The organism is Billgrantia sulfidoxydans (genome assembly GCF_017868775.1).
GTDB lineage: Bacteria > Pseudomonadota > Gammaproteobacteria > Pseudomonadales > Halomonadaceae > Halomonas > Halomonas sulfidoxydans.
Window position 1 is genome coordinate 2,198,470 of sequence record NZ_CP053381.1, and the last position, 26,608, is coordinate 2,225,077.

Consider the following 26,608-nt stretch of genomic DNA (forward strand, 5'->3'; position numbering starts at 1 on the left):
AGGCACGAGGTTTTTCACGCTGGTCTGCGGACGGCGACAGCCTGGCGGTCATGGGGCGGGTCGCGGCGCGGCGGCTGCGGCGTCGCCACTTCACGGCGTTGAGGTCATGACTGGACGATAATGTTGTGTACTTGGCGTGAGGTAGTCGAATGCCTATACCATTGTACTATGAAGCAGTAAAAAGGGATGCGGCAGGATTCATCTTACGTTAACGTCAGCCTATCCAGCGTTGGCGGCCTGCTGGAGTGACCCTCTGGCAGACGGCTACATTAGAGACAACACTGCCCTCACGAGGGGCGGTATTCCTCCTGCCATTACCCAAGGATCAGGAAGATGACAACAACACACGACGTTTACGCGCCGAGCTTCATGACCGGCGACGAGTTCCACATTCCTACCTTCCGCCTGTTGCAGCAGGACGGCACGCTGTTCGAGGGCGCCGAGGCGCCCGAGCTCGACGAGGACAAAGCGCTCAAGATCTACCGCGCCATGCTCATCACACGGGTACTGGATGAGCGGATGATGGCGGCGCAGCGCCAGGGGCGTCTGTCGTTCTACATGCAGTGCACCGGCGAGGAGGCAGCGGTGATCGGCGCCACCGCAGCGCTCGACGATGCCGACATGATCATGGCCCAGTACCGCGAGCAGGGGGCCCTGGTCTATCGTGGCTTCAGCTACGACGAGTTCATGAACCAGCTGTTCGGCAACGAGCTCGACTACGGCAAGGGCCGGCAGATGCCGATCCACTACGGCTCGCGCAAGCTGCACTACATGACCATTTCGTCGCCGCTGGCGACCCAGATTCCCCAGGCCACCGGCTACGCCTACGGCCAAAAACTGGCCGGCGAGGGCCACTGCACCATCACCTTCTTCGGCGAGGGGGCGGCCTCCGAAGGGGATTTCCATGCCGCGCTCAACATGGCTTCGGTGCACAAGGTGCCGGTGATCTTCTTCTGCCGCAACAACGGCTATGCCATCTCGACCCCCTCCAGCGAGCAGTTCGCCGCCGACGGCATCGCCCCACGCGCCTTCGGCTACCGCATGCACGTGATCCGCGTCGACGGCAACGATGTGCTGGCGGTCTACCGCGCCACCCAGGAAGCGCGCAAGCTCGCCGTGGAGATGAACCAGCCGGTGCTGATCGAGGCCATGACCTACCGCCTGGCCGCGCATTCGTCGTCCGACGATCCCTCCGGCTACCGCTCACGCAAGGAAGAGGAGGCGTGGCGCGAGAAGGACCCGATCCTGCGCATGCAGCGCTGGCTCATCGAGCGCGGCTGGTGGAGCGAAGAACGCGAGAAGGAGCTGCAGGACAGCCTGCGCCGTGAGGTCCTCGAAACCATGAAGCGTGCCGAGAAGCGCCCGCCGCCCCCGCTGGAGAGCCTGGTCACGGATGTCTACGCCGACGTCACGCCGGCGCTGCAGCGTCAGCTCGACGCGCTCAAGACCCATATCCGCAAGCACCCCGACGCCTATCCGAAGGGGGCAAGATCGCTCGACCCCGACGTCAAGGCGCCGGGCGGTGAACACAAGGCCGGCGACGAGCAGGGGGGAGCCTGACATGCCCAGGATGAACATGCTGCAGGCGATCAACAACGCGCTGGACATCGCCATGGCCGAGGACGACAAGGTGCTCTGCTTCGGCGAGGACGTGGGGGTATTCGGCGGGGTCTTCCGCGCCACCAGCCACCTGCAGGAGAAGTACGGCCGCGATCGCTGCTTCAACACGCCGCTGGTGGAACAGGGGATCATCGGCTTCGCCAACGGCCTGGCGGCCCAGGGTTCGGTGCCGGTGGCCGAGATCCAGTTCGCCGACTACATCTTTCCGGCCTTCGACCAGATCGTCAACGAAACGGCCAAGTTTCGCTATCGTTCGGGCGACCTGTTCAACGTCGGCGGCCTGACCATTCGCACCCCCTACGGCGGCGGCATCTCCGGCGGCCACTATCATTCCCAGTCGCCTGAAGCCTACTTCGCCCACACGCCCGGGCTGAAGGTGGTGGTGCCACGCAACCCGTACCAGGCCAAGGGGCTGCTGCTGTCGGCGATTCGCGATCCCGACCCGGTACTGTTCTTCGAGCCCAAGCGGCTCTACCGTGCCGCGGTGGGCGAGGTGCCCGAGGAGGATTATCAGCTGCCCATCGGCGAGGCGGAGGTGACCAAGGAGGGCAGCGACGTCACCGTATTGGGCTGGGGTGCGCAGATGGAAGTGATCGAGCGCGCCGTGGAGCTGGCCGAGAAGGAGGGTGTCTCCTGCGAGGTGATCGACCTGCGCAGCATCCTGCCCTGGGACGAGGACACCGTGGTCGAATCGGTGCTCAAGACCGGCCGCCTGGTGATCACCCACGAGGCGCCGCGTACCGGCGGGTTCGCCGGTGAGATCGCCGCCACCATCCAGGAGCGCTGCTTCCTGTACCTGGAATCGCCCATCGAACGCGTGACCGGGCTGGACACGCCTTTCCCGCTGACGCTGGAGAAGGAGTATCTGCCCGACCATCTCAAGATCTTCGAAGCGATCAAGGCATCCGTGGCGTTCTGACGCCCGATATCAGGACAGGAGAGAACGATGAGCGATTTCATGCTGCCCGATATCGGCGAAGGTATCGTGGAGTGCGAAGTGGTCGAATGGCGCGTGAGCGAGGGCGACGAGATTGCCGAGGACCAGCCGGTGGTCGAGGTCATGACCGACAAGGCGCTGGTCGAAATCACCGCCCCGGAGGCGGGGCGCGTCACCAAGCTGTACGTGGCGAAGGGCGAGATCGCCAAGGTCCACGCCCCGCTGTTCGCCTACGAGGCGCATGGCGAAGGGGGCGAGAGCAGTGGGGCGGTCGAGCCGCCGCGTCCCGCCGCGCGCGACGAGGACGAAATGGCGAGCCCGGCGGCGGAAGCGCCGCCGCCCGCGGCGTCATCGTCGCCTGCCGCCACCACTACGTCGGCGGGTGCCAAGCCCAAGGATTTCATTCTGCCCGATATCGGCGAGGGCATCGTCGAATGCGAAGTGGTGGAGTGGCGCGTGGCCGAGGGCGAGGCGATCGAGGAGGACCAGCCGCTGGTCGACGTGATGACCGACAAGGCGCTGGTCGAGATCACCGCGCCCGAGGCGGGCACGGTGAGCAAGCTCTACGTGCCCAAGGGCGAGGTCGCCAAGGTGCACGCGCCGCTGTTCGCCTATGTGCCGGCCCATGCCGGGGAGAGCGAAGAGCTCGTGAGCGCCGCAGCGTCTCGTACCGAACCCGACGTGTCGCAAACGCCTGGGCGCAGGGAGAGCGTGGAACCTGCGGCCAGCGGCGGCCGCGGCCCCTACGGCCGCATTCCGGCCAGCCCCGCGGTGCGGCGCCTGGTGCGCGAGCACGGCCTGTCGCTCGAGGCGATAGCCGGTTCGGGCAAGGATGGTCGCGTGCTCAAGCAGGACGTGCTGCGCTACCTCGAGGACGAACAGCCGGAACACGGCCAGGTCGAGCGGGGTGAAGCGAGACCCGCACGGGGCGTCACCCCGCCCGCTCGCCGCGAGGCATCTCAGCAGGGAACGGCGCCGCGGGAGCCGCAAGGCGAAGTGCGGGTCGAGCCGATTCGCGGCGTGCGTGCGGTGATGGCGCGGCGCATGGTCGAGTCGGCCAGCACCATCCCGCACTTCCAGTACGGCGAGGAGGTTGACGTCACCGAGCTGCTGGCGCTGCGCGAGCGACTCAAGCCGGTGGCCGAGACACAGCAGGTGCGCCTGACGCTGATGCCGTTCTTCATGAAGGCGCTGGCGCTGGCGGTGCGCGAGGAGCCGATCCTCAATGCCCGGCTCAACGCCGAAGTGACCGAGATCCACTACCTGCCGTCGGTCAACGTCGGCATGGCGGTGGACAGTCAGTCCGGCCTGATCGTGCCCAACGTCAAGCAGGTGGAGCAGCGCAGCGTGCTCGAGGTGGCGCGCGAGATCCAGCGCCTCACCGCCGATGCGCGCGAAGGGCGGGTGGCCCAGGAGGACCTGAAGGGCGGCACCATCAGCATCTCCAACATCGGCGCCTTCGGCGGCACCTATGCGGCGCCGATCATCAACGCGCCGGAGCTGGCCATCGTCGCCATCGGCAAGAGCCAGTGGCTACCGCGCTTCGACGACCGCGGCGAGGTGGTGAGGCGGGCGATCATGACGGTGACCTGGGCGGGGGACCACCGGGTGATCGATGGCGGCACCATCGCGCGCTTCTGCAACGCCTGGAAGGGCTACCTAGAGAGCCCCGAGACCATGCTCCTGCATCTCGGTTAGTCCGGCAGAGCCGTCCGGGCGAGCGTGCCCGCGACGGCTCCCTTTCGATGGGCAATTCCACATGTCCCAGGCGCCGCTGCAGCAGTTCTATATTCCCGAAGAGCAGTCGATCTACCTGCTCAGCCACGACGATGCGCGCAAGCTGAAGGAGTGGGTGGCGCTGTGCCAGGCCCAGCTAGGGCAACTGGGCTACCGCGACATCGAACTGATTGGCAAGGGCGCCTACGGCTTCGTATTCGCCGGGACCACCGCCCACGATGAGGAGTATGTGTTCAAGTTCACCCGGGTCAACCTGCCCCAGCAGCTGCAGGATCGCCTCGAGGAGGAGGCGTTCATGCTGGAGCAGGTCGATCACCCCCGTGTGCCGAGGCTGATCGCCTTCCAGCGCGTGCGCAACCAGTCGATCCTGGTGATGCAGCGGGCGCCGGGTATCAACCTGGAGGAGGTCTCGCTGCGCGAGGGGCGCCTGTCGCCGCGCCTCGTGGTGCGTATCGCCGACCAGCTCGCCGACATCCTGCGCAGCCTGCGCCGCGAGTCGGGGCCGGCGGGGCGCCCCGTCGTGCATGGCGACATCAAGCCCTCGAACCTGGTCTTCGACGCGCGCCGCGAGGCGGTGGCGCTGATCGACTGGGGCTCGTCGGTGTTCGCCCAGCTCGACGCCAGCCAGCAGTTCGTAACGGCCAACGTCATGGAGCTGATGTCGGATAACCTGCAGCAGACCAATGCGCGCCTGGGCGATGTCTACTTCATCGGCGAGGAGCAGTTGAACGGGGCGCTCTCTTCGCCGCGCTTCGACGAGCAGGGCACCGCGGGCACGCTCTACGCGCTGGCCTCGGCCCAGTCGTGCCGCTTCGGCCACCGGGCCATCCCGGCCACCTCGCTGGGCTTGCCCATGGAATTTGCGCGCATGCTCGACGGTATGCTGGACCCTGACCCGCGGGTGCGGCTGCGCGCCGGCGATCACTTCATTCGCGAGATGCCGCGCCTGGCGCGGGTGGTGATGATCGACCTGCCGGAAGCGCCTGAGACGCCGCTGGTGCCAACCTGGGTCAGGCCTTCGACGCGGGAGATCGATACCGTGGTCTACAGCTCGCGCAAGGCGTTCCTGCGCGAGGAGGGCGGTCGCGAGACGCTCAATGACGTCAACGACGTCCAGCTCGACCGTTACTACAAGAACTTCATGCAGGGCATGGGCGAGACCGAGAAGGCCTTCCTGGCGGCGGTGAGCCGGCTGGGCAAGTATCCGGTGGTGGGTGGTCTCGCCGTGCGCTGGGAAGCCGACGGCGTCTACATCGATACCTCGCTCAACCTACACGACTCGACGCTCAAGCCGGCGTTCGTCGCGGCGGTCAACAACATGGTCAACCTGGCCCGGGCCATCTATCGCCAGGGCATCTTCAAGAGCTGCCTGTTCAATGCCCGCGACACCCTGCACCTGGACCGCGAGAGCCCGGCGCACCCGTTCGTGATCGAGCCCGGCATGCGGCTGCGCTACGAGGTCAGCGCGGTGCCGGAACTCGAGGACCGCAGCCGGCTGCACAGCTACTTCGAGGACGGCCCCGATCCCGAGGAGTTCCTGGTCCTGCCGGAAACGATCATCACTTCGCTGGAGGCGCTCAACGAGATCCATCACACCGGCATGATCATCTTCGAGGCATTGCCCCAGCACCTCAAGATACACAGCTATTACCGTCTGCTCGATCCTTCCCGCGAGGCCGAGTTCCGCGACCGGCTCGACGACATTCTCGATGCCGTCGGGCTGATCGAGGGGCTGGGGGTGTCGGGCTTCATGAAGATGCCCTACAAGGACACGCGCTTCTTTGCCCATGTCGAGCGCCAGCCGGAGCGCTACTATCCGCGCAACCCGCGTGAGGAGGCGCGGGACGGCGACGCCAAGGCCTAGCGTGCTAGCGGGTCATGCTCTGCGGCAGGTAGAGCGCGACCTCGGGGAACAGGTGCATCAGCGCGATCGCCAGCAGCATTAGCAGGAAGAAGGGCAGCGTGGCCTTGGTAATGGTCACGATGTCCTTGCCCGTCAGGCCCTGGATGACGAACAGGTTGAAGCCCACCGGCGGGGTGATCTGCGACATTTCGACCACGATCACCAGGTAGATGCCGAACCAGATCAGGTCGAAGCCGGCGGCACTGACCAGCGGCATGATGATGGCGGTCACCAGCAGGATCAGCGAGATACCGTCGAGAAAGCAGCCCATCACCAGCAACAGCAGGGTCAGTGCCACCAGCAGCATGGTCGGCGACAGGCCCATCTCGCCGATGGCCCGAGCCAGCTGCATGGGCACCTGGGTGAACCCCATGGCGGAGGTCAGGAACGAGGCGCCGGCGATAATGAAGGCGATCATGCAGGCCGTGCGGATGGCAGCGAACAGCGATTCGCGGAACACGGCAAGGCCGAAGCTGCCGTTCCAGCGGGCGATCACCATCGACAGTACCACGCCGACCGCAGCGGCTTCGGTGGGCGAGGCCAGCCCGCCGTAGATCGACACGATGATGCCGCCGATCAGCAGCAGGATCGGCACGAGTTCCAGCGTCTGGCGCAGCTTCCTGGCCAGCGGCAGGCCGGACTCGTCCTGGCCGGTGAGACCGCGGCGATTGCCCCGGAGCAGCGACCAGGCAACGAGGTACGTCATGAACAGTGCCAGGATCATCAGCCCCGGGCCGATACCGGCCATGAACAGCCGCGAGATCGACTGCTCGGTGACCACGCCGTAGACGATCAGCACGATCGAGGGCGGGATCAGCAGGCCCAGCGTGGAAGCGCTGGCCAGGGTGCCGATGGCCATGTTGGCGTCATAGCCGCGACGCTCCAGCTCGGGCAGGGTCATCTTGCCCACCGTGGCGCAGGTAGCGGCCGAGGAGCCGCACACGGCGGCGAACATGCCGCTGCCAAGGATGTTGGTATGCAGCAGCCGCCCGGGCATGCGGTTCAGCCAGGGCGAAAGGCCGCGGAACATATTGTCGGCAAGCCCCGAGCGGAACAGGATCTCGCCCATCCAGATGAACATCGGCAGGGCGGTCAGGTCCCAGCCATAGCTGGCGCCCCAGAAGTCGGAGGCGAGAATCGGACCCGGGTCGAAGGAACTGAAGAAGGCCAGCACGATCCAGGCGGTACCGATCAGGGCGAAGGCGATCCACACCCCGCTGCCGAGCAGGATGGCCAGGGTGGCGATGGTAGCCAGGCTGAGTATCAGCACGAGGGGTGTCTCCGTGTGGTTGAGGCGAGGTTCATGGCGTTTCGGTGTCGTCGGTGGCGGTCGCCTCACGGAAGCGGTGCGGTTCACGGATGGCTATGCGCAGCGTGATGGCCAGGGCCTCGGCCAGCGCCAGGCAGAGCAGGCCGACGCCGGTGGCCAGCACCGTCTGGGGAATCCACAGCGGGATCGACAGGAAACCCGAGGAGACGTCATGGAAGGCGCGGCTCTCGCGAGCGAGTTCCACCAGGCCGTAGCCCAGCAGAAGGCTGATGGCGAGCGCCACCAGCAGGCAGAACACCTCGAACCAGGCGCGCGCCGCGGACGGCAACCGGCCGATCAGCAACGTGACCCGGATGTGCGCATGGTGGACGAAGGTATAGGCGAGGCCGAGGAAGGTGGCCCCCACCAGCAGGTAGGCGGCGATCTCCGACAGGCCGGTGATGCCCAGGCCGAGACGGCGCATGCCCACCAGCACCAGCAGGGCGTCGACCAGGCGGAAGGTGACCTGGAGGGCGACCAGGGTGCAGATCGCCACCATGCAGGCGGCCGCGCCCCAGGCGCCCAGGCGGTACAGCGCGTTGAACTTGAATCTCATGGCAGAGGCCTCGGGCAAGCTGAGAGAAGCGTGGCGGGACACCCGCCACGCCGGGGGATGAAGGCGTTCGCTCAGTTGCCGCGCTGCTGCTGGTACTCTTCGAGCACCTGCTGGGCCTGCTCGTCGGCACGCTCCTGCCAGGCGGAGAACAGCTGGTCGCCGGCGGCCTGGAGGGCGGCGGCCACGTCGTCGTTCGGCGTCGAGACGGTGATGCCGTTCTCCTGCAGCGCCTCGAGGCTCGCCTGGTTGTCGTCGCGGCTCATCTGCCAGCCGCGCTCCTCGGCCCGGGCCGCCGCCTCCAGCAGCCCCTCCTGGGTCGCTTCGTCGAGGCGATCGAAGGCGCGCTGGCTGATGAAGACGATATTCTTGGGCAGCCACAGGTTGGCATCGGTGTAATGCGAGACGTAATCCCACGCCGTCATCGCATTGCCGGTGGAGCTGGAGGTGATCATGGCGTCCACGCGGCCGGTGCTGAAGGCGGTGGGGATGTCCGACTCCTCGGTCTCGGTGGGGCTGCCGCCGAGATAGTCGACGAAGCGCTGGGTATTGATGTTCGGCGCACGCACGCGCAGGCCTTCGAAGCGCTCCGGGTCGTCGAGCTCGAAATCGGTGTAGATGCCCTGGGCCGGCCAGGCGACGGCGTAGAGCGGCATCAGCCCCTGGTTGGCGAACAGTTCGGTGATGACCGGCTTGGTCGCCTGCCACAGCGCGAAGGCTTCCTCGTAGCTGCCGGCCACGCCCGGCAGGGTGTCGACCTCGAAGATCGGATCCTCGTTGGAAAGGGTCGAGAGAAAGACCTCGCCGGCCTCGATGGTGCCGCGGCGTACCGACGACTTGATCTCGCCATGGGCGACCAGCGAGCCGCCGCTGTGAACGTTGATGGTCAGCTCGCCGCCGGTGGCTTCTGCCACGTCCTCGGCGAACTGTTTCACGTTCTTGGTGTGAAAGCTGGCATCGCCATAGGGCGTAGCCATGGTCCATTCGGCGGCGCCGGCGGCGGCGGAAATACCGCAGGCGGTCGCGAGCAGCACGGAGCGGGACAGAAGCTTGTTCATGGTTTTCTCTCTTGTTGGATCACCAGGTTGTTGTCATGTTGCCAGTGGGTGTGTGGTGGGACGTTTCGGCCGCACCCAACGGCCGGAAAAATCGCTGTGTGCCATGTCGTCGACGCGCGACTGCGCATAGCGCTGGGCGCACTGCTGTGCCAACAGCCCGACGCTGCGACAGAAGCGCGGGTGGTTGGCGCTGCGCCAGATCACGTCGTAGTGCATGTCCGGCAGCGGCAGGGGCAGCTCGATGCGGTACAGCTTGCCGCTGCGCCACTCGTCGAGCACGGTGGCAACAGGCAGGGCGCCGATCCCCAGCCCCTCCATGGTCATGCGCGCGATGGTCATCAAGGTGCTCACGCTATGGATGCGCGGCGATGCCACTCCCTGCATGGCCAGGTAAGCCAGCAGCTCCTCGTACGGTCGGGCCTTCCTGCCGAAGGAGATGAAGGGCAGACAGGTGAGCCAGTCGTCGCTGCAGCCGGCCAGCAGCTCGACATGGTCAGGCGAGACGAACATGCCCATCTCGTAGGGGCTCAGTGAAACCTGGTCGATGCGCTCGGGATCGAGATAGCCGTTCATGGCCAGCAGGATGTCGAGTTCGTTCCTGGCCAGCCGCTGGTTGAGCGCCGGCGAATAATCGACGCTGAGCTCGATGGTGAGTTGCGGATAGCGCTGCGTCAGGCCGCGCATGAACTCGGTGAGCCAGCTGTGCGCGATGGTCTCGATGGCGCCGAGGCGCAGCGGGGCGGAGAAGGTTTCCTTGTCGTCGAACAGCCTCAGGGCCTCGTCCCGTTGTCGCAGCAGACCCTCGGCATGCACGAAGAATTCACGGCCGCGCATGGTGGGCTGAATGGGCCTGGCCGAGCGCTCCAGCAGCGTTTCGCCGACGGTCGTCTCGAGCCGCAGGATCCGCTCGGAGACCGAGGGCTGGGTCAGGTGCAGGCGATCCGCGGCCTTACGGAAGGATCCCAGCCTGACTGCCCAGACGAACGCTTCCAACTCTTTGAAATCGAGCATGCCGGAACCGCTCAGGCTTTCTTGAACAGCTGTTCTTCGCGATTCTTGAACGCCTTGAACTCCAGGGCATTGCCGGAAGGATCGTAGAAGAACATGGTGGCCTGTTCGCCGGGCTCGCCCTTGAAGCGGATATAGGGTTCGATCTCGAATGCCACGCCGTGCTCGCGCAGCTTCTGTGCCAGTGCTTCCCAGGCTTCCATTTCCAGCACGACGCCGAAATGCGGCACCGGTACGCCGTGGCCATCGACTGGGTTCTTGTGGCTGGATACCGGGCTGTCCTGGAGCGCTGGGTTGAGATGGCAGACGAACTGATGGCCGTAGAGATCGAAATCGACCCAGCTCTGCGACGAACGGCCCTCGGGGCAGCCGAGGAAATCGCCGTAGAAGCGCCGCGCCTCGTCGATATCACGCACTTGGACGGCTAAATGGAAGGGATCTTTTACCGCCATGAGGGGACTCCTCTTGTTGAAGTTATAGGGTCTCGCTTTTTCATTGATAATCCGCAAGAGAGGTATCGTCAACCATTTTCCTTCTGAATAACAATATGATAGGTGATGCCGATATTGAGTATCGTAAAAAACGATTGGCGATGAAAACTCCCCATCAATATAGTGAAATTCACTACAACAATCGCCATCGACGTTCAGGAGGCATCATGTTCGTTCCGCTGCTCAATTGCGATATGGGTGAGAGCTTCGGCAATTATTCACTGGGGCTGGACAGCGACGTGATGCCCCATGTCGATTGCGCCAACATCGCCTGCGGCTTTCATGCATCGGACCCTCATGTGATGCGCCGCACGGTGCGGCTCGCGGTGGAGCATGGCGTCAGGATCGGGGCTCACCCGGCCTATCCCGACCTGATGGGTTTCGGACGCCGCTCCATGGCCTGTTCCCCCGAGGAGGTCGAGGACTTGGTGCTGTATCAGATCGGCGCGCTGTCGGGCATCTGCCAGGCGGAGGGCACGGGTATCAGCTACGTCAAGCCGCATGGCGCGCTGTACAACGACATGGCACGCGACGCCGATCTGCTGCGTGCGGTGATGCGAGCGGTGCGCAGCTTCGACCCCAACCTGCCGCTGATGCTGATGGCCACGGCCGATCCGGAGCCGAGCCGGCGCCTCGCGGCAGAGCTGGACGTGGCGATCTGGTTCGAGACCTTCGCCGACCGGGCCTATGACGCCAACGGACACCTGGTCTCCCGCCGCCTGCCGGGAGCGGTGCATCACGACCAGGCGACCATCGTGGCCCAGGCCGTCAGCCTGGCCCGCGGCGAGCCGCTCGAGGCCAGCGACGGCACCCTGCTCAAGCTGCCCTGTGACACGCTCTGCGTGCACGGCGACAACCCCGAGTCGGTGGCGGCGGTACGGGCGATCCGCGAGGCCTTCCGGGAGCTTGCATCGGCATGACGCTGCAGACGCGCATCGAACTGACGGCCATGGACGTGCTCATGGTGCGCCTGTTCGACACTATCGACGAGGCGAACATGGCGTGGCTCTTGGCCGCCGACCGGGCGTTGCGCGATGCCTTCGGCGATACCCTGATCGACCTGGTGCCTTCCTACACCACGCTGATGCTGCACTACGATTGCCTGCGCCTGACCCATGACGAGGCACTGGCGCGAATCGAGGCCGTGCTTTCTCGCCTGGAACCGGCTGACGCCGGGCTGGGGCGGCGCCACGAGATTGCGGTCTGGTACGACCCGAGTGTCGGGCCCGAGCTGGCGCGGGTGGCCGAGCACGGCGGGCTGTCGATCGAGGAGGTGGTACAGCGCCACTGTGGCCGTGACTATCACGTCTTCGCTCTTGGCTTCGCCCCAGGCTACGGCTTCATGGGAATGGTCGAGGAGGCCCTGGCCACGCCGCGGCTGAAGACCCCGCGCCGACGGGTGGCGGCCGGCAGCGTGGGCATCGCCGATCGACAGACCGCGATCTATCCGCTGCTGTCGCCGGGCGGCTGGAACATCGTGGGGCGCACCGCCGTGCCCCTGTTCGAGCATGCGCGGCGCGGCGATCCGCTGCTGCTCCCGGGGGATCGGGTGCGTTTCAGGGCGGTTTCCCGCGCTGAATTCGAACGTCAAGGTGGCGATGCCACACCGCTGGAGGCCGCCCCGTGAGTGATGAAAGTCGTGCGCTGCTGCGCGTCGAGAAGGCGGGCCCCCTGGCGCTCGTGGTGGATGGCGGCCGCTTCGGCGTACGCCACCTGGGCGTAACCCAGGGGGGGGCCGCCGACTGGGTCTCGTTTCGCTGGGCCAATTGGCTGCTTGGCAACGCGTTGGAGGCCGCGGCGCTGGAGATCGTGCTCGGCGGCGGCCTGATGCTGGAGGTAGAACAGGATGCCACCCTGGCATTGGCGGGCGCCGACCTCGATGCGCGACTCGACGACCGGCCGCTTGCCCCCGGCACGGCCTTTCCGGTCTCGGCCGGTCAGCGGCTGAGCTTCCACCAGCCCCGCGATGGCCTACGTGCCTACCTGGCCGTGCCAGGCGGACTGGCGACGCCGGTCGTGCTGGGGAGTCGCAGCGCCACGCCGCGGGAGCAACTGGGCGGGCATCGCGGTGACGGCAGTGCGCTGTCTGGCGGCGACCGGCTGGCATGGAATCCGCAGCAGGCCAGGGTGCGTCGCCTGCCGTTCGACCCGGCCCAGGGGATCACGCTGCGTGGCAATCGGCTGGCGCTGGTGCCCGGTGCGCAGGTCGGCCATTTCACCGGTGCGAGCCTTTACCATGCGTTCAACGCGACCTGGCGCATCGATACTCGTGCCGACCGCATGGGCATTCGATTGCTGGGACCTGAGCTGCACTGCCGGCTGGGGAGCATGATTTCCGAGGGCATTCCGCTGGGAGCGGTACAGGTACCGCCGGACGGTCAACCCATCGTGCTGCTCAACGATCGCCAGACCATAGGCGGCTATCCACGCCTGGGGGCGCTGACGCCGCTGGCGTCGGCACGCCTGGCGCAGTGCCTTCCGGGAAAGGAGGTCGGCTTGGTGGCAACCTCCCGTGAATGGGCGTTGGTTTCCTACCGCCGTTGCCTGGAGGCGTTCCGCTGAGCCGTTGGCGTTGAACCGGGACGCTCAGGCGCCCAGCCCGCTCTCGCGCAGCAACTGGTCGAGCGCCGGGCGCTGGTTCGGCAGCGGGGCGCTGACGGCCTCTTCCAGCAGGTACTGGGCCTCGAGGTCGTGCATACCCACGGCAAGGCAGCTCTCGATCAGCTCCCCCTTGCTCTTGCCGGTACGCTGGGCGAGTCGCTCGAGGCGAGACTCGACGTCGCGGGAAAACCGTAGCAGATGTGGCATCACTCCCCCCCTTGGCCCTGCGTCACCGGGCCGGCTCATTGGTTTACTTTCAACATAAGCCGATGCGCTCGGCGTGTCATCACCCATTCTGGCGACACGGCATGACAGCTTGGTGACGCCAGGGGGGGGGGGCGTCATGGCGGCGCGACCCTCAGGCCAGGCCGCGGCGTGTCATCACCTCGGTGATGATGGGCACCGGCGTCATCAGGTGCTCGCGCATCATGTCGGCAGCGCACTCGGCGCGGCGCTCGAGGATCACCTCGACCAGCGCCGCATGCTCCTGGCGCTTGCGCTCCAGCGCTTCCTCGGAGAATACCGTCTCGCGCAGCCACAGGTGGCGGTAGCGCTCGACCTGGTCGAACAGGCTGTCGCGCACCTGCAGCAGGTGGAGGGAGCGGCAGCCGCTCACGATCGCCGTATGAAAGGCCTTGTGCCGTGCATCCCACACGTCGAGCAGCTCGTCGGGGGAGTTCACTTCCATGACCTTGGAGAGGGTGTGCGCCTTGGCTAGAATCTCGGCCTCCCAGGCATCGTCGCCGCGCTCGATGGCAAGCTTGAGCATCAGCCCCTCGAGTTGGGCTCTTGCATCGTAGATATCGTTGAGTTCGGCCAGCGACATGGGGGCGACTCGATAACCGCGCTGGCTGATGGCGACGACCAGGCGTTCGGCGACGAGCTGCGACAGGGCCTCGCGCAGCGGGCCGATGCCCAGGCCGTAGCGCTCCTTGAGCCGGCTCATCAGCAGTTTCTCCCCCGGCTGGAAAACGCCGCGTATGATGTCGTGCTTGAGCCAGCTGTAGGCGCTGATACCGAGATTCTGGCGTGGCGTATCCATCGTCATCATCGCTTTTTCCTTGCTTTTGCCGAGCATAATAACCAATCGCGAGCGTTGCGGGTAACTGCTCGATATTTTGCTCGAGTATCTATATTTGCCTCGGGGCTGCGGTACGAATCAGCGACGCTCCATTTGCTCGACGGTCCAGTCGACCATTTCGCGCGCCAGCCTGTCCGCCACCCTGCCGAAGGCCTCCACCACGCTGGGGATGGCTTCGCTCTCCGCCCGCTGCCGCTGCTCGAAGCGTCGGCTGGCTACAAGCCGCTGCGAGCGGGTGTCGACCAGCCTGGCATCGAGGCGCAGCGTGGCCTCGGGCAGGCCGTCGCGATATTCGGCGTGGAAGACCCGCAGGTCGCTGAGCAGCGCCAGGTCGGCCGACACCGCGCTGTCGTCGGGCACCAGGTGGACGATGCGGCCATCGTCCTGAAAGGCGTCGAGCAGGTGATTGCGGATCAGCTGCGGCATGTCGTCGGCCCAGCGCGCCCCCTCGTAGGCGCGTGGCTGGTGCGGCTGGGGGACGACGAGGATTCGCGATCCATCGAGCAGGCCGCTGGTGTGCGGCGTCTCCAGGCGCAGGGTCGCGCGTGTAGCCTCCCCCGGGGCCGGCTCGAGGCGGTGCGATGGCAGTTCATACAGGGCGATCCGGGTCTGCTCCGGCACCAGGTTGCAGCCGGCCAGCAACAGGCCGATCGCCACCAGCGCTGATTGGCTCAGCCGGCGGGGCGTCATGGGCTGAACTCCTCGACGCGATCGCGCCCCAGCAGGAAGGCGCGAGGGTTCTCCTCCAGACGACGGACCAGACGGTTGAGCGAGGAGAGGGTGTTGCGCAGCTCGAGCGTGGCCGGCCCCAGCCCCTGAACCCCACGCAGGCCGCTTTCCAGTGCGCCCTGGTTGTCGCTCAGCAGGGACTCCAGGCTCTGGGCCGTACGGGCCAGGCTACCGGTGATCTGGCGGGCATTGCCCAGCACTTCCTCAGCCTGCCCCTGTACCAGGCCTCCGGTGCGGCCGGCCAGGGCGCGAATGTCGGCGAGTGCCCGGGCGGCCTCCTCGGAGACCTCCAGCATGCGCTCGGCCAGTCGGCCCGGGGCGTCGCCGACGGCGGCGAACTGCGCCGTGGTGCGCTCCAGGTTGGCCAGCGTCCGCTCGATGCTGGCCACGTTCTCCTCGGACAGCACCTCCTCCAGCCGCGTCAGCACGCGATTGACGTTGCCCAGCAGCTCCTCGCTGTCGCTGAGCATGGCGCTGAGTGGGGATTGGTCGGCGGTGATGCGCGGCGGCGTGTCGCCGCGGGTGACCAGCAGCGGACTCTCCGGCGCCCCACCCTGCAACTGGATGGACATGCTGCCGGTAATATTGGCCAGGGCGAGCCGCGCGCGCGTGTCCTGGCGGACCGGCACCTGACTCTCCACGCGAATGAGCGCCAGTACGTTGCGGGGATCGGCAGGGTCAAGGCGAAGGCTGACCACGTCGCCGACCCGCACGCCGCTGTACTCCACGGCGTTGCCCTCCGAGAGGCCGCTGACGCCGTGGTGGAAGAGCACCTCGTATTGGGTATAGGCCTGGTCGCGCGTGCTCTGGTCGAGCCACAGCGCAAACAGGGCCCCGCCGACGGCCGACAGCACGACGAACAGGCCGATCACGACATGGTGCGCGCGGGTCTCCATCAGCGTTCCTCCCCGTTGGATGACGAATGGTGTCGTGCCGCCTGGCTGGCGGCTCGGCCCCTTGGGCCGTGGAAATAGTCGCGTATCCAGGGATCGTCGGTGTCCTCCACCACTGGCAGCGAGTCGGCGACCAGGATGCGCTTGTTGGCGATGACGGCCACTCGGTCGCAGCTCGAGTACAGCGTATCGAGATCGTGCGTGACCAGAAAGACGCTGAAGCCCAAGGCATCGCGCAGCGTCAGGAGCAGGCGGTCGAAGGCGGCGGCACCGATCGGGTCGAGGCCGGCGGTAGGCTCGTCGAGAAACAGCACTTCGGGGTCGAGGGCCAGGGCGCGGGCGAGTGCGGCGCGCTTGATCATGCCGCCGGAGAGCTCCGCCGGGTTGAGGCGTGCGGCGTCTGGCGGCAGCCCGGCCAATGCCAGCTTGACCCGGGCGAGGCGCTCGGCGTCGGCGCGCGACAGGCCGGCATGTTCGATCAGCGGCAGGGCAACGTTTTCCTGTAGATTGAGCGAGGAGAACAGGGCGCCGCGCTGGAACAGCACGCCGAAGCGGCGCTCTACCCGAGCCCGCCGGGCGGCAGGCAGACGCTGCAGTTCCTCGCCAAAGACGCGGATGGCGCCGCCGTCAGGCCGCTTGAGGCCGACGATACTGCGCAGCAGTACCGACTTGCCGGTGCCGGAGCCGCCCACCACGCCGAGGATCTCGCCGCGGCGAATGTCCAGATCCAGGCCATCGTGCACCACATGCTGCCCGAAGCGGTTGACCAGCCCACGGATCTCGACGATAGCCTCGCTCTTCTGCCTCACCAGCCCATCTCCATGAAGAACAGGGCGGCCAGCGCATCGAGCAGGATCACCATGAAGATCGACTGCACCACGCTGGAGGTGGTGTGTTCACCCACCGACTGGGCGCTGGCCTTGGCCTTGAAGCCTTCCAGGCAGCCGATCACGGCGACGAGGAAGGCGAACAGCGGGGCCTTGACCATGCCGACCAGGAAGTGCCGTAGCGGGATGTCGCGCTGCAGGATGGCGAGGAACTGCGTGGGAGAAATGTCGAGCGCCAGGGCGCATACCAGGGCGCCGCCCAGCATGCCGCTGAGCATGCCGACCAGGGCCAGGATCGGCAGGCTGATCGTCATCGCCAGCACTCGTGGCAATACCAGAAGCTCGATGGGATCGAGCCCCTGGGCGCGCAGCGCGTCGATCTCCTCGTTGGCCTTCATCGAGCCGATCTGGGCGGTGAAGGCGCTGGCCGTGCGGCCCGCCAGCAGGATGGCCGCGAGCAGCACGCCGAATTCGCGCAGGAAGGAGTAGGTCACCAGATTGACCGTGTAGATGGTGGCACCGAAGTCGCGCAGCACCGTGGCGCCAAGGAACGCCACCACCGCACCGACGAGAAAGGTAAGCAGGGCGACGATGGGAATGGCGTTGAGGCCGGTCTGCTGGACATGCGCCACCAGCGAGGTGATTCGCCAGCGCCAGGGGGTGACCAGCGTGGCCAACAGCGTGCTGAGCGTCAGGCCGATGAAGGCGATGAGCTGCAACTGCTGGCGGGCGAGGTGCTCGACGATTTGCCCCAGTGCGGCCAAGGCTGCCAACAGGCCTCTGTCAGGCCCGGGCGGCGCGAACAAGGGAGTGCGGGAGGCGTCGGCCACCGCTCTCAGCAGCGCCTGGCGCTCGGCCGCCAGGTTCGGTGCCCACTGGGCGACGTCGCGTACGGTATCGGGGCCCAGCAGGTCGACCAGCAGGGCGGCACCGGAGGTGTCGAGCTCGCCGAGGCGCTCCAGATCGACCGACTCGGCCTCGTGGACCCTGGCCACGGCGTCACGCAGCCTGGCATAGTGCGGCAGCGTCCAGTCGCCGACGGCTCTCAGACGATGGGCATCCTGCTCCAGCCTGCCGGGACGGGAAACGGGGTCGGGCATGGCGAGTGGTCCATCTCTCCCTGAAAATGGTGGAAACACTGCATAAATGCCTGCGCGAGCGCATCGCTGCGTTGCGCGGTGCTCGGAATCCTCACATATACCCCATATGCTCCGGTTCCTGCGCTCCGTGCGCCTTGCGCTACATCTCGCTCGCCAATTTATTCAGTGCTTCCATAGGCTCGCCATCACTATATCGTCATACACCGTTAGGCGACAGCGAGCGGCGGCCTACCTGGCATTGCCGTGCTGCAATTCACCGAGGATGCGCCTGGCCACTTCCTTGAGTCGCGGCCCCAGGTTGTCGACCATGATCGAATGACTCAGGCGATGGGCGGCACCGCCGCAGTTGATCGCCATCACTTCGGCACCGTCCTCGAGGATCAGCGGCGTGGCGACGGCGCTGATCTGCGACTGCCAGTCGCCTTCCGAAAGGCAGAAGCCGTAGCGGGCATACTCCTCCTGGCTGCGTCTGATGCCCTTTTCCAGCGTGGGCCAATCGCTGCCGTGCTCCCTGGCGAGTTCCGCCAGGATCGCCTCGCGGCGCGCTTCCGGCAGGCCGCAGAGCCAGGCGCGGCCGATCGCCGTGGTCGCCATCGGCAGCCGCGAGCCCACGTCGAGTCGCACGATCAGCGGGCCACTGCCGTGGCAGCTCTCGATGTAGACCATGTCGGTCTTGTCGGCCGCTCCCAGGCTGACGTTGCAGTCCGTGGCCTCGGCGAACTGCTGCATGAAGGGGCGGGCGATCTCGCGAATTCCCTGGCTGGCCAGGAAGCGGTAGCCCAGCGCCAGGATGCCGGGCCCCAGGCGGTACTTCTCCAGCCGGGTGTTGTGGCGCAGGTAGCCGAGCTGGGTCAGGGTGTAGGTCAGGCGTGAGACCGTCGGTCGCGGTATGCCGGTACGGCTGGAGAGCTCGGCGTTGCCCAGGTACTCCTCGCCGGTGCCGAAGGCGCGTAGCAGCTCCAGGCCGCGGGCGAGGGCGGTGACGAAGTTGCGATCCTTGGCCGGTGCGGTCTGGTCGTCATCGAGCGGTGCAGGCTTGTTCATGGCGGGTTCCCTGTCACGAGATCGTTGCGGCGGAGTATCGCATATCGCCCCGGGCCGGGTCCGTTGGCGACGCCGGCCCGGGCAACGCTGCCGTCAGGCGTCCAGGCGCTCGAGGATGCAGGCGATGCCCTGGCCGACCCCGATGCACATGGTGACCAGGGCGTAGCGGCCGCCCTTGGCCTCCAGCTGTCGCAGTGCCGTCAGCGCCAGCCGCGCGCCGGAGGCACCCAGCGGATGGCCGATGGCGATGGCGCCGCCGTTGGCATTGAGGCGCTCGTCCTCGGCGGCGATGCCCAACTGCTTGATACAGCCCAGCACCTGCACGGCGAACGCCTCGTTGATCTCGATCACGTCCATCTGCTCGAGGGAGAGGCCGGCCCGCGCCAGCGCCTTATGGCTGGCCGGCACCGGCCCCAGGCCCATCACCCTGGGAGGCACTCCGGCCACGGCGCTGGCGACGATACGCGCCCGCGGGGCGACGCCGGCGCGCTCCCCGGCGGCCAGGCTGCCGACGATCAGCGCCGCGGCGCCGTCGTTGAGGCCCGAAGCGTTGCCCGCGGTGACCACGCCGCCTTCGAACAGCGGCCCCAGCCGCGCCAGCTTGTCGGCGTCGGTACCCGGGCGAGGATGCTCGTCGCGGTCCACCGTCAGCGGCGGCTGCTTGCGCCCTTGGGGCACCTCGACGGCGAGCAGCTCGGCGTCGTAGAAACCACCGGCCTGGGCCTTGGCGTAGCGTGCCTGTGAGCGGGCGGCGAAGGCGTCGCTCGCCTCGCGGCCGATGTCGAGGTCGTGGGCCACGTTGTCGGCGGTCTCCGGCATGCTGTGGCTGCCGTACTCGCGGGCGATCCAGGGATTGGGGAAACGCGAGCCGATCACGGTGTCGTACAGCGGCTGGTTGCGGGCGAAGGGCGACTCCGCCTTGCCCAGCACGTAGGGCGCACGGGACATCGACTCCACGCCCCCGGCCAGGAACAGCTCGCCTTCACCGAGGCGGGTGGCGCGGGCCGCGTCGATCACCGCGGCGAGACCGCTGCCGCACAGCCGGTTGACCGTCTGCGCCGCCACCTCGACCGGCAACCCGGCCAGCAGCCCCGCGTGGCGCGCCACGTTGCGCGAGTCTTCACCGGCCTGGTTGGTGCAGCCGGCGAGTACCTCCTCATAAGCCTCGGCGGCGAAGGCGTTGCGCTCGACCAGCGCCTTGAGCACCAGGCCGAGCAGGTCGTCGGGGCGCACCGCGGCGAGGCTGCCGCCATGGCGGCCGAAGGGCGTGCGCAGCCCGTCGAAGATATAGGCGTCTTGCATGGCAAAGCTCCTTTGAGGCATCAGGCCGCGGTCAGCGGTAGGCCAAGGGTGGCGCGACGGCGCAGCCACGGGCTGGCGCGGTAGCGCGGATCGCCGGTGGCGGCCAGCAGGTTGTCGAGGATGGTGAGGATGCGGCGGCTGCCGTAATGGTCGCCCATGGCGAGAGGTCCATGGGGGTAGCCCAGGCCTAGCTCCACGGCACGATCGATGGTGGGCGGTTCGGCCACGCCCTGCTGGGCGATCTCGCTGCCCACGTTGACGATGCATGCCACCACCCGCTGCAGCACGAAGCCGTTGCTGTCGCCGATGGCGCTGACCGCGGTGCCGTCGTGGCCCAGCAGGGCCATCGCGGCATTGCGGTAATCCGTCTGGGTGGCCGGCGTGGTCATCAGGGTGCGGCGACGATCGAGGCCGGCCAGCAGATCCACGGCCACGCAGCGTTCTGCGGGCAGGCCCAGGCGTAGGGAGCAGGCAGTGGCATCCTCGCCCAGCGGGGCGACCAGGCAGAGCGCCTCGGCCGAGGGTGTCTCGCCGCTCTCCAGCGGCCAACCCGCTTCGTTTATCAGCTCGCTGAGCTGCCGGCGGGCCTCGTCGTCCTCGGCGCCGATCCATACCGGACGTGGCGCGGCCTGGGGCAGCGGCGGCTCATCGGGCAGCTGTGGCTTGCCTTCCACGTAGCGGTAGAAACCTTCGCCGCTCTTGCGCCCGAGCAGGCCGGCCGTCAGCCGCTGGCGGGTCAGCGGCGAGGGGCGGAAGCGCGGCTCTTCGTAGTACTGGTGGTAGATCGATTCCATCACCGCGTGGGAGACGTCGAGCCCGGTAAGATCGAGCAGGGTGAACGGCCCCATGCGGAAGCCGCCCTGGTCCACCAGGATGCGGTCGATGGTGGCGTGGTCGGTGACGCTCTCGCCAAGGATGCGCAGCGCCTCGGTGCCGAAGGCGCGTCCGGCGTGGTTGACCAGGAAACCCGGGGTGTCGGTGGCCCGGGCGGTGAAGTGTCCCATGGCCTGGCCCAGCGCCTCGACCCGTTCGGTCACTTCGGCGTCGGTGCGCAGCCCGGGGATGACCTCGACGATCTTCATCAGCGGTACCGGATTGAAGAAGTGAAAGCCGATGACGCGCTCGGGCCGACGGCAGGACGACGCAATGGCGGTCACCGACAGCGACGAGGTGTTGGTGGCCAGTACCGCCTGGTCGCTCAGGATGCCCTCGAGCTCGGCGAACAGCGCCTGCTTGGCGTCGAGCTTCTCGACGATGGCCTCTACCACGATGTCGCAGCCGGCCAGGTCGTCCAGTGTCGCCGCTTCTCTCAGGCTGGCCCGATAGCGCTCGGCCTCGGTTTCGCTGAGACGCTGTTTCTGCACGCCGCGCGACCACATGCCGCCGATGAAATCCCGCGCCTCACTGACGGCGCCTTCGCGCAGATCGTGGAGATAGACGGTCAGTCCGGCCTGGGCGGCGATCTGGGCAATGCCACGCCCCATGGCACCGGTACCGACGATACCCAGCGTCTGGAGAGAGGGGGTTGGCGTGTCGTTCGGCATGAGTCTATCCTCTTTATCACTTTTATTTCGCTTGGCGGAATGCTGTTCCGTATATTGACTGCCATCCTAGGCTATGCAACATTGCCTGACAACTTAATGCGGTTTTCCATTCTGCTATGCGAAATTAAGGCAGGTGAGACCTGTCATTTCAAGGGCTTCGTTGCTCTTGGTCATTCCGTAGCTCTTAACCAAAGTATCTGACAGCCAGCCGCCACCTGCGTGAGGACATGCCATGATTCGCGACCCCGAACTGCTCGATCAGCTCATCGATACCATTTCCCGCTTCGTGCGCGAGCGCTTGATTCCCAACGAGGCACGCCTGGCGGAAGAGGACGCGGTGCCGCAGGAACTGCTCGAGGAGATGAAAGAGATCGGCCTGTTCGGCCTGTCGATCCCCGAGGAGTACGGCGGGCTGGAGCTGACCATGGAGGAGGAGGCACTGGTGGCGATGGAGCTCGGCAAGACCTCGCCGGCCTTCCGCTCGGTGTTCGGTACCAACAACGGCATCGGCGCCCAGGGGATCCTGATCGATGGCACTCCGGAACAGAAGGCGAAGTACGTACCGCGCCTGGCCACCGGCGAACTGCTCAGTGCCTTCTGTCTCACCGAGCCCGATTCCGGCTCCGACGCGGCGAGTCTGCGGACCACCGCGATACGCGACGGCGACCACTACGTGCTCAACGGCACCAAGCGCTTCATCACCAACGGCCCCGAGGCCGATGTCTTCACCGTGATGGCACGTACCGATCCGAGCCACAAGGGCGCCGGAGGTATCACTGCCTTCATCGTCGAGGGCGACACGCCGGGGCTCAAGCGCGGACCGGCCGACAACAAGATGGGCCAGAAAGGGGCGCATACCTGCGACATCATCTTCGAGGACTGCCGGGTGCCGGCCGAGAATATCATCGGCGGTCGCGAGGGGCAGGGCTTCAAGACCGCGATGAAGGTGCTCGACCGTGGGCGCCTGCACATTTCGGCAGTGTGCGTGGGAGTGGCCGAACGCCTCGTCGAGGAGTCGCTCCACTACGCCATCGAACGCAAGCAGTTCGGCGTGCCGCTGGCCGAGCATCAGCTGGTGCAGGCGATGCTCGCCGACAGCAAGACCGAGGCCTACGCCGGCCGCACCATGGTGCTCGATGCGGCCCGGCGCAAGGATGCCGGCGAGAACGTTTCCACCCTGGCGTCGTGCTGCAAGCTGTTCTGCGCCGAGATGGTGGGCCGGGTAGCCGATCGCGCGGTTCAGGTCCACGGTGGCGCCGGCTACATGGCGGAATATGCGGTGGAACGTTTCTATCGCGACGTGCGGCTGTTCCGCATCTACGAGGGCACCACCCAGATCCAGCAGCTGGTGATCGCACGCAACATGGTGCGGGAGGTGACCTGATGGCGCTCGATGGCGAGCGGGGGGCTCACGCAACTGAGCGCCAATCCCTCTCGGTACCCCGCCAGGCACCCGATGAGACGATCTTCGGTCGCCAGGCGAGCGAGCTGGTGGCCGAGCTGCCCGAGCGCTTGAGTACCCGCGTGCTGGAGAACGCCGAGCGGCTGGCCGAATGGCCGGCGCTGGTCGACGGCGAAGTGCGCTGGCGCTATGCCGAGCTGGGCGGCGAGATACGCGCCGCCGCCGAGTGGCTCGATGCGCTGGGCATTCGCCCCGGCGATCGCATCATGACCGTGAGCGAGAACTGTCGGGCGCTGGTCGTGCTGCTGCTGGCGGCGAGCGAACGTGATGTCTGGGTGGCCATCGTCAACTCGCGGCTCTCGGCCCAGGAGATCGATGCCATTCGCGACAACTGCCAGCCGCGGCGGATCTTCTATACCAGCGAGGCGTCTCCCGACGCCGAAGCCCACGGTCGGCGCCACGGCGCCGAGCCGTTCGCGCACCCCTCACTGGGTCGGCTCGGGCTGTCACCGCTGGCCGAGGTCGAACCGGAGCCGGTCGCGACCGATGGCGCCGACCAGGTCGCCGCGATGATCTACACCTCGGGCACCACCGGCACGCCCAAGGGCGTGATGCTGACGCATCGCGGCATTCTCTACATCGCTGCGCTCTCCGGCGGCATGCGCCACCTGTGCGAAGGCGAGCGGGTCTACGGCGTGCTGCCGATGTCCCACGTGTTCGGCCTGTCGTCGGTGTGCATGGGCTCGCTCTACAACGGTGCCTGCCTCTACTGCGTGCCGCGCTTCGATGCTCCCGCCATGCTGGCGGCCCTGGAACAGGAGCGCATCACCGTGCTGCAGGGCGTACCGGCCATGTTCGCGCGCATGCTCGAGACGCTGCGTCGCGAGGGGCGCTCGCTCGCGGCCCCTGCGCTGCGCTACATCTCTGCCGGCGGTTCGCCGCTCGACGGCGACCTCAAGCGCCGGGTACAGGCGCTGTTCGGACTCACGCTGCACAACGGCTACGGCCTCACCGAGGCGAGTCCGACCATCAGCCAGACCCGCATCGACGACAGCTTCGACAGCAACACCGTGGGGCGCGTGCTGCCGCTGCTGGAGTATCGCCTCGAGCCGCTGGGCGATGCCGGCGAGGACGAGCCCGACCATGCCGGCGCCGGCGAGCTGTGGGTGCGCGGTCCCAACGTGATGAAGGGCTACTTCCGCCAGCCGGCGGCTACCCGTGCCTGCCTGACCGAGGACGGCTGGCTCAATACCGGCGATATCGCCCGCTTCGACGACGACGATCAGCTCTACATCGTCGGCCGCAGTAAGGAGCTGATCATCCGCTCCGGCTTCAACATCTATCCGCCCGACGTCGAGGCGGTGATCAACGAGCACCCCGACGTGACCCTCTCGGCGGTGGTGGGGCGCCAGGTGGAAGGCAACGAGGAGGTGGTCGCCTTCATCCAGTGCGAACCCGGTGCCAGGGCTGATGAAGAGGCGCTCAAGGCCTTCATCGCCGAGCGCCTGGCACCCTACAAGCGGCCGACGCGACTAGTACTGATGGACGCGCTGCCGGCCACCGCCAGCGGCAAGATCCTCAAGGGGCGTCTGCGCGAGCTGGCCAACCGCGAGGGGGCGGCATGAGCGAATCCAGCCAGTCGCCCCTGATGGGCTACCACGAGCTGCTCGGCCTGCGGGTGGTGGAGTGGTCGGAAGGGGTCGCCGTGGTCGAGCTGGTGGCCGATGAGCGCCACCTCAACCGCAGCGGCATCGTGCACGGCGGGGTGCTCACTTCGATGCTCGACAGCGCTCTGAGTCTCGCCGGGCTCTACTGCGAGCTGCCTGGCCGAGTAAGGCGCGGGATGACCCTGTCGCTCACGACCACCTTCGTCGGGCCTGCCGGTCCAGGCCTGCTGCGTGCCACCGGCAGGGTGCGCGGCGGCGGGCGCAAGGTCTACATGGCCAGTGGCGAGGTCACCGGCCGCGGGGGCGAGCTGGTGGCGATGGCCGAAGGTGCGTTTCGTCGGCGCGCTGGCAGCGAGTCGCCGGAGGGTGTCCCCGAGTGACACCGGCACGGCTGCGTGCCAGCCTGCTGGTGTTGGTGACCCTGGCGACCCTCGGCCACCTGGTATTCACCAGCGCCTGGCTGCAGGGCATCGCAGCATTGGCGCTGGCCCTCTATCTGGCCGGCGTGACCCGGCACCTGTCGTCCATGGCGCGCTGGCTGCTTGCCGCGGCCGCCGCGCTGAGCGTGGTCGTCCTATGGCGCAGCGATACTCCCGGTAGACTGCTGTTCGAGGCGGCCGGCCGCTTCGCCTTCTTTGCCACCTTCGTGGTGGCGCTCAGCCTGCTGCGCCTGCCCGCCTATCGCTCACGTCTGGTGCGGCGCTGCGGCGAGGCGATGCTGCTGCAGCCGCCGGGACGGCGCTACCCGATCCTCTCGGCCGGTTCGGCGCTGTTCGGCATCATCCTCAATATCGGCGTACTCAACCTGTTCGCCGGCATGATCGAGAAGAGCAATACCCTGGCGGCGGCCCAGGGCCGCGCCTGGGTGCGACAAGTACGCCAGCGACGGATGATGCTGGCCCTGCTGCGCGGCTTCTCGCTGGCCCCACTGATCTCGCCCATGGGCATCGGTGTAGCAGTGGTGCTCTCCAACCTGCCCGAGCTGCGTTGGCTCGACCTCGCCCCCTATGTGATCGGTGCCGCGCTGCTCATCTTCCTGGTGGGGTGGGGCGTCGATCATGTCACCGGCCCGCATCCCGCTCATGTCAGCGGTCCGGCCCCTGCCTCGCGACGCACGTCGCACCCGGCTCCCTCGGCGGCGCCGTTGGGGCAGTTCTGCCTGCTGCTGTTGGGTGTCGTCTCACTGGTGTTCCTGCTGGCCTGGGCGCTGCAGGTGCGGCTGCCCATCGCCGTGCTGATGGGCGCACCGCTTGCGGCGATCACCTGGCTCGCCTGGCAGAGGCGGCGGCTCGGCATGCTGGGCGCACCGGCGGCGCTGGCCAGCTTGCATCGTCAGTTGCCGTGGCTGCTGGCACCGAGTGCCAACGAGGTCGTGGTACTGGGGGCGGCAGGCTACCTGGGCCACCTGTGCGTGGCGCTGGTGCCGGTGGAGAGCCTCGGGCCGCTGCTGGCTGCGGTGCAGCCGCTGGGGGCGTCCAACGCCGTGCTGGCCATGTTGCTGGTGATGGGGCTGGCCCAGGTCGGCATCAATCCCATCGTCACCGTGACGCTGCTCGTGGGACTGGTGCCGACGCTGCCCATCGACGGGCTGCCGCCGGCACTGCTCGGGGCATCGCTGATGGTGGGCTGGGCGCTGGCGATGATGTCATCGCCGATGACGGCCTCGATGCTGATCCTGTCGCGCTTCACCGGGGTCGCGTCGAGCCGCATCGGCTATCGCTGGAATGCGCGCTTCCTGCTCGCCTGTATCCCGCTGCTGGCCGGTTGGTTCCTGCTCGCGGCCTGGTAATGACTTGTGCTGC

25 protein-coding genes are annotated in these 26,608 nt (G+C 67.0%); 11 read left to right on the top strand and 14 right to left on the bottom strand.

Going from position 1 to position 26,608, the window contains the following annotated elements:
- Nucleotides 1-333: 333 nt before the first annotated feature.
- The 4 genes from HNO51_RS10205 (at nt 334) to HNO51_RS10220 (ending at nt 6,158) form a co-directional block, all read left to right on the top strand.
- Nucleotides 334-1,560: a thiamine pyrophosphate-dependent dehydrogenase E1 component subunit alpha gene (locus HNO51_RS10205; RefSeq protein ID WP_197447260.1), complete on the top strand. Its 1,227-nt coding sequence runs from the start codon at nt 334-336 to the stop codon at nt 1,558-1,560.
- A 1-nt stretch (nt 1,561) separates the two neighbouring features.
- A complete protein-coding gene (locus HNO51_RS10210; protein WP_197447261.1) occupies nt 1,562-2,539 on the top strand; it encodes an alpha-ketoacid dehydrogenase subunit beta in 978 nt (325 codons plus the stop codon).
- Nucleotides 2,540-2,566: 27 nt separating this feature from the next.
- Entirely contained in the window at nt 2,567-4,255 is a 1,689-nt protein-coding gene (locus tag HNO51_RS10215; RefSeq protein ID WP_209539131.1) for a dihydrolipoyllysine-residue acetyltransferase, read from the top strand.
- A gap of 61 nt (nt 4,256-4,316) precedes the next feature.
- Entirely contained in the window at nt 4,317-6,158 is a 1,842-nt protein-coding gene (locus tag HNO51_RS10220) for a protein kinase domain-containing protein (protein ID WP_209539132.1), read from the top strand.
- A gap of 4 nt (nt 6,159-6,162) precedes the next feature.
- Here the strand turns inward: HNO51_RS10220 and HNO51_RS10225 are convergent, their stop codons facing one another.
- The 5 genes from HNO51_RS10225 to HNO51_RS10245 all read right to left on the bottom strand — a co-directional run bounded on the left by HNO51_RS10225 (nt 6,163) and on the right by HNO51_RS10245 (nt 10,577).
- Entirely contained in the window at nt 6,163-7,467 is a 1,305-nt protein-coding gene (locus HNO51_RS10225) for a TRAP transporter large permease (protein WP_197447264.1), read from the bottom strand.
- A gap of 31 nt (nt 7,468-7,498) precedes the next feature.
- Nucleotides 7,499-8,062 carry a TRAP transporter small permease gene (locus HNO51_RS10230; protein ID WP_209539133.1) on the bottom strand — a complete coding sequence of 188 codons (564 nt, stop codon included), beginning with the start codon at nt 8,060-8,062 and terminating at the stop codon, nt 7,499-7,501.
- Between the two features lie 71 nt (nt 8,063-8,133).
- A complete protein-coding gene (locus tag HNO51_RS10235; protein WP_197447266.1) occupies nt 8,134-9,117 on the bottom strand; it encodes a TRAP transporter substrate-binding protein in 984 nt (327 codons plus the stop codon).
- A gap of 33 nt (nt 9,118-9,150) precedes the next feature.
- Nucleotides 9,151-10,128: a LysR family transcriptional regulator gene (locus HNO51_RS10240; RefSeq protein WP_209539134.1), complete on the bottom strand. Its 978-nt coding sequence runs from the start codon at nt 10,126-10,128 to the stop codon at nt 9,151-9,153.
- Nucleotides 10,129-10,139: 11 nt separating this feature from the next.
- The gene (locus HNO51_RS10245) at nt 10,140-10,577 is read right to left on the bottom strand and encodes a VOC family protein (RefSeq protein ID WP_209539135.1); all 438 of its coding nucleotides are present in this window, start codon (nt 10,575-10,577) and stop codon (nt 10,140-10,142) included.
- 206 nt (nt 10,578-10,783) lie between these two features.
- Here HNO51_RS10245 and HNO51_RS10250 point away from each other — a divergent pair, with 206 nt between their 5' ends.
- From HNO51_RS10250 to HNO51_RS10260, 3 genes are read left to right on the top strand one after another with little or no spacing between them, the layout of a single operon-like run.
- A complete protein-coding gene (locus HNO51_RS10250; protein WP_197447269.1) occupies nt 10,784-11,536 on the top strand; it encodes a 5-oxoprolinase subunit PxpA in 753 nt (250 codons plus the stop codon).
- 2 nt (nt 11,537-11,538) lie between these two features.
- On the top strand, nt 11,539-12,243 hold the full coding sequence (pxpB, locus tag HNO51_RS10255; RefSeq protein ID WP_209539210.1) for a 5-oxoprolinase subunit PxpB: 705 nt from the start codon (nt 11,539-11,541) through the stop codon (nt 12,241-12,243).
- The gene (locus tag HNO51_RS10260) at nt 12,240-13,178 is read left to right on the top strand and encodes a 5-oxoprolinase subunit C family protein (protein WP_209539136.1); all 939 of its coding nucleotides are present in this window, start codon (nt 12,240-12,242) and stop codon (nt 13,176-13,178) included. Before pxpB ends, HNO51_RS10260 begins: the two co-directional genes overlap by 4 nt.
- 24 nt (nt 13,179-13,202) lie before the next feature.
- On the opposite strand, the gene HNO51_RS10265 is transcribed toward HNO51_RS10260, so the two are convergent.
- From HNO51_RS10265 to HNO51_RS10305, 9 genes are all read right to left on the bottom strand, one after another.
- Entirely contained in the window at nt 13,203-13,424 is a 222-nt protein-coding gene (locus HNO51_RS10265) for a hypothetical protein (RefSeq protein ID WP_197447271.1), read from the bottom strand.
- Between the two features lie 151 nt (nt 13,425-13,575).
- Nucleotides 13,576-14,265, bottom strand: coding sequence for a DNA-binding transcriptional regulator CsiR (gene csiR, locus HNO51_RS10270; RefSeq protein WP_197451001.1), 690 nt, complete (start codon nt 14,263-14,265; stop codon nt 13,576-13,578).
- A 111-nt stretch (nt 14,266-14,376) separates the two neighbouring features.
- Nucleotides 14,377-14,988: an ABC-type transport auxiliary lipoprotein family protein gene (locus HNO51_RS10275; protein WP_197447272.1), complete on the bottom strand. Its 612-nt coding sequence runs from the start codon at nt 14,986-14,988 to the stop codon at nt 14,377-14,379.
- On the bottom strand, nt 14,985-15,923 hold the full coding sequence (locus HNO51_RS10280; RefSeq protein WP_197447273.1) for an MlaD family protein: 939 nt from the start codon (nt 15,921-15,923) through the stop codon (nt 14,985-14,987). Before HNO51_RS10280 ends, HNO51_RS10275 begins: the two co-directional genes overlap by 4 nt.
- Nucleotides 15,923-16,729 carry an ABC transporter ATP-binding protein gene (locus tag HNO51_RS10285; RefSeq protein ID WP_242597245.1) on the bottom strand — a complete coding sequence of 269 codons (807 nt, stop codon included), beginning with the start codon at nt 16,727-16,729 and terminating at the stop codon, nt 15,923-15,925. The genes HNO51_RS10280 and HNO51_RS10285 overlap by 1 nt, the downstream gene beginning before the upstream one ends.
- Complete coding sequence (locus tag HNO51_RS10290) at nt 16,726-17,847, bottom strand: MlaE family ABC transporter permease (RefSeq protein ID WP_197447274.1); 1,122 nt, start codon at nt 17,845-17,847, stop codon at nt 16,726-16,728. The genes HNO51_RS10285 and HNO51_RS10290 overlap by 4 nt, the downstream gene beginning before the upstream one ends.
- A gap of 228 nt (nt 17,848-18,075) precedes the next feature.
- A complete protein-coding gene (locus HNO51_RS10295) occupies nt 18,076-18,891 on the bottom strand; it encodes an IclR family transcriptional regulator (RefSeq protein ID WP_197447275.1) in 816 nt (271 codons plus the stop codon).
- 93 nt (nt 18,892-18,984) lie between these two features.
- Nucleotides 18,985-20,193 (bottom strand): 3-oxoadipyl-CoA thiolase, encoded by a 1,209-nt coding sequence (locus HNO51_RS10300; protein WP_197447276.1) that lies wholly within the window; start codon nt 20,191-20,193, stop codon nt 18,985-18,987.
- A 20-nt stretch (nt 20,194-20,213) separates the two neighbouring features.
- On the bottom strand, nt 20,214-21,737 hold the full coding sequence (locus HNO51_RS10305; RefSeq protein ID WP_197447277.1) for a 3-hydroxyacyl-CoA dehydrogenase: 1,524 nt from the start codon (nt 21,735-21,737) through the stop codon (nt 20,214-20,216).
- A 232-nt stretch (nt 21,738-21,969) separates the two neighbouring features.
- On the opposite strand from HNO51_RS10305, the gene HNO51_RS10310 reads away from it, so the two are divergent.
- Genes HNO51_RS10310 through HNO51_RS10325 form a run of 4 tightly spaced genes read left to right on the top strand, consistent with a single transcriptional unit; the run spans nt 21,970 to nt 26,595 of the window.
- Complete coding sequence (locus HNO51_RS10310) at nt 21,970-23,121, top strand: acyl-CoA dehydrogenase family protein (RefSeq protein WP_197447278.1); 1,152 nt, start codon at nt 21,970-21,972, stop codon at nt 23,119-23,121.
- Nucleotides 23,121-24,764, top strand: coding sequence for a class I adenylate-forming enzyme family protein (locus tag HNO51_RS10315; RefSeq protein ID WP_197447279.1), 1,644 nt, complete (start codon nt 23,121-23,123; stop codon nt 24,762-24,764). The genes HNO51_RS10310 and HNO51_RS10315 overlap by 1 nt, the downstream gene beginning before the upstream one ends.
- Nucleotides 24,761-25,186, top strand: coding sequence for a PaaI family thioesterase (locus HNO51_RS10320; protein ID WP_197447280.1), 426 nt, complete (start codon nt 24,761-24,763; stop codon nt 25,184-25,186). Before HNO51_RS10315 ends, HNO51_RS10320 begins: the two co-directional genes overlap by 4 nt.
- Entirely contained in the window at nt 25,183-26,595 is a 1,413-nt protein-coding gene (locus HNO51_RS10325; RefSeq protein ID WP_209539137.1) for a hypothetical protein, read from the top strand. The genes HNO51_RS10320 and HNO51_RS10325 overlap by 4 nt, the downstream gene beginning before the upstream one ends.
- Nucleotides 26,596-26,608: the final 13 nt, after the last annotated feature.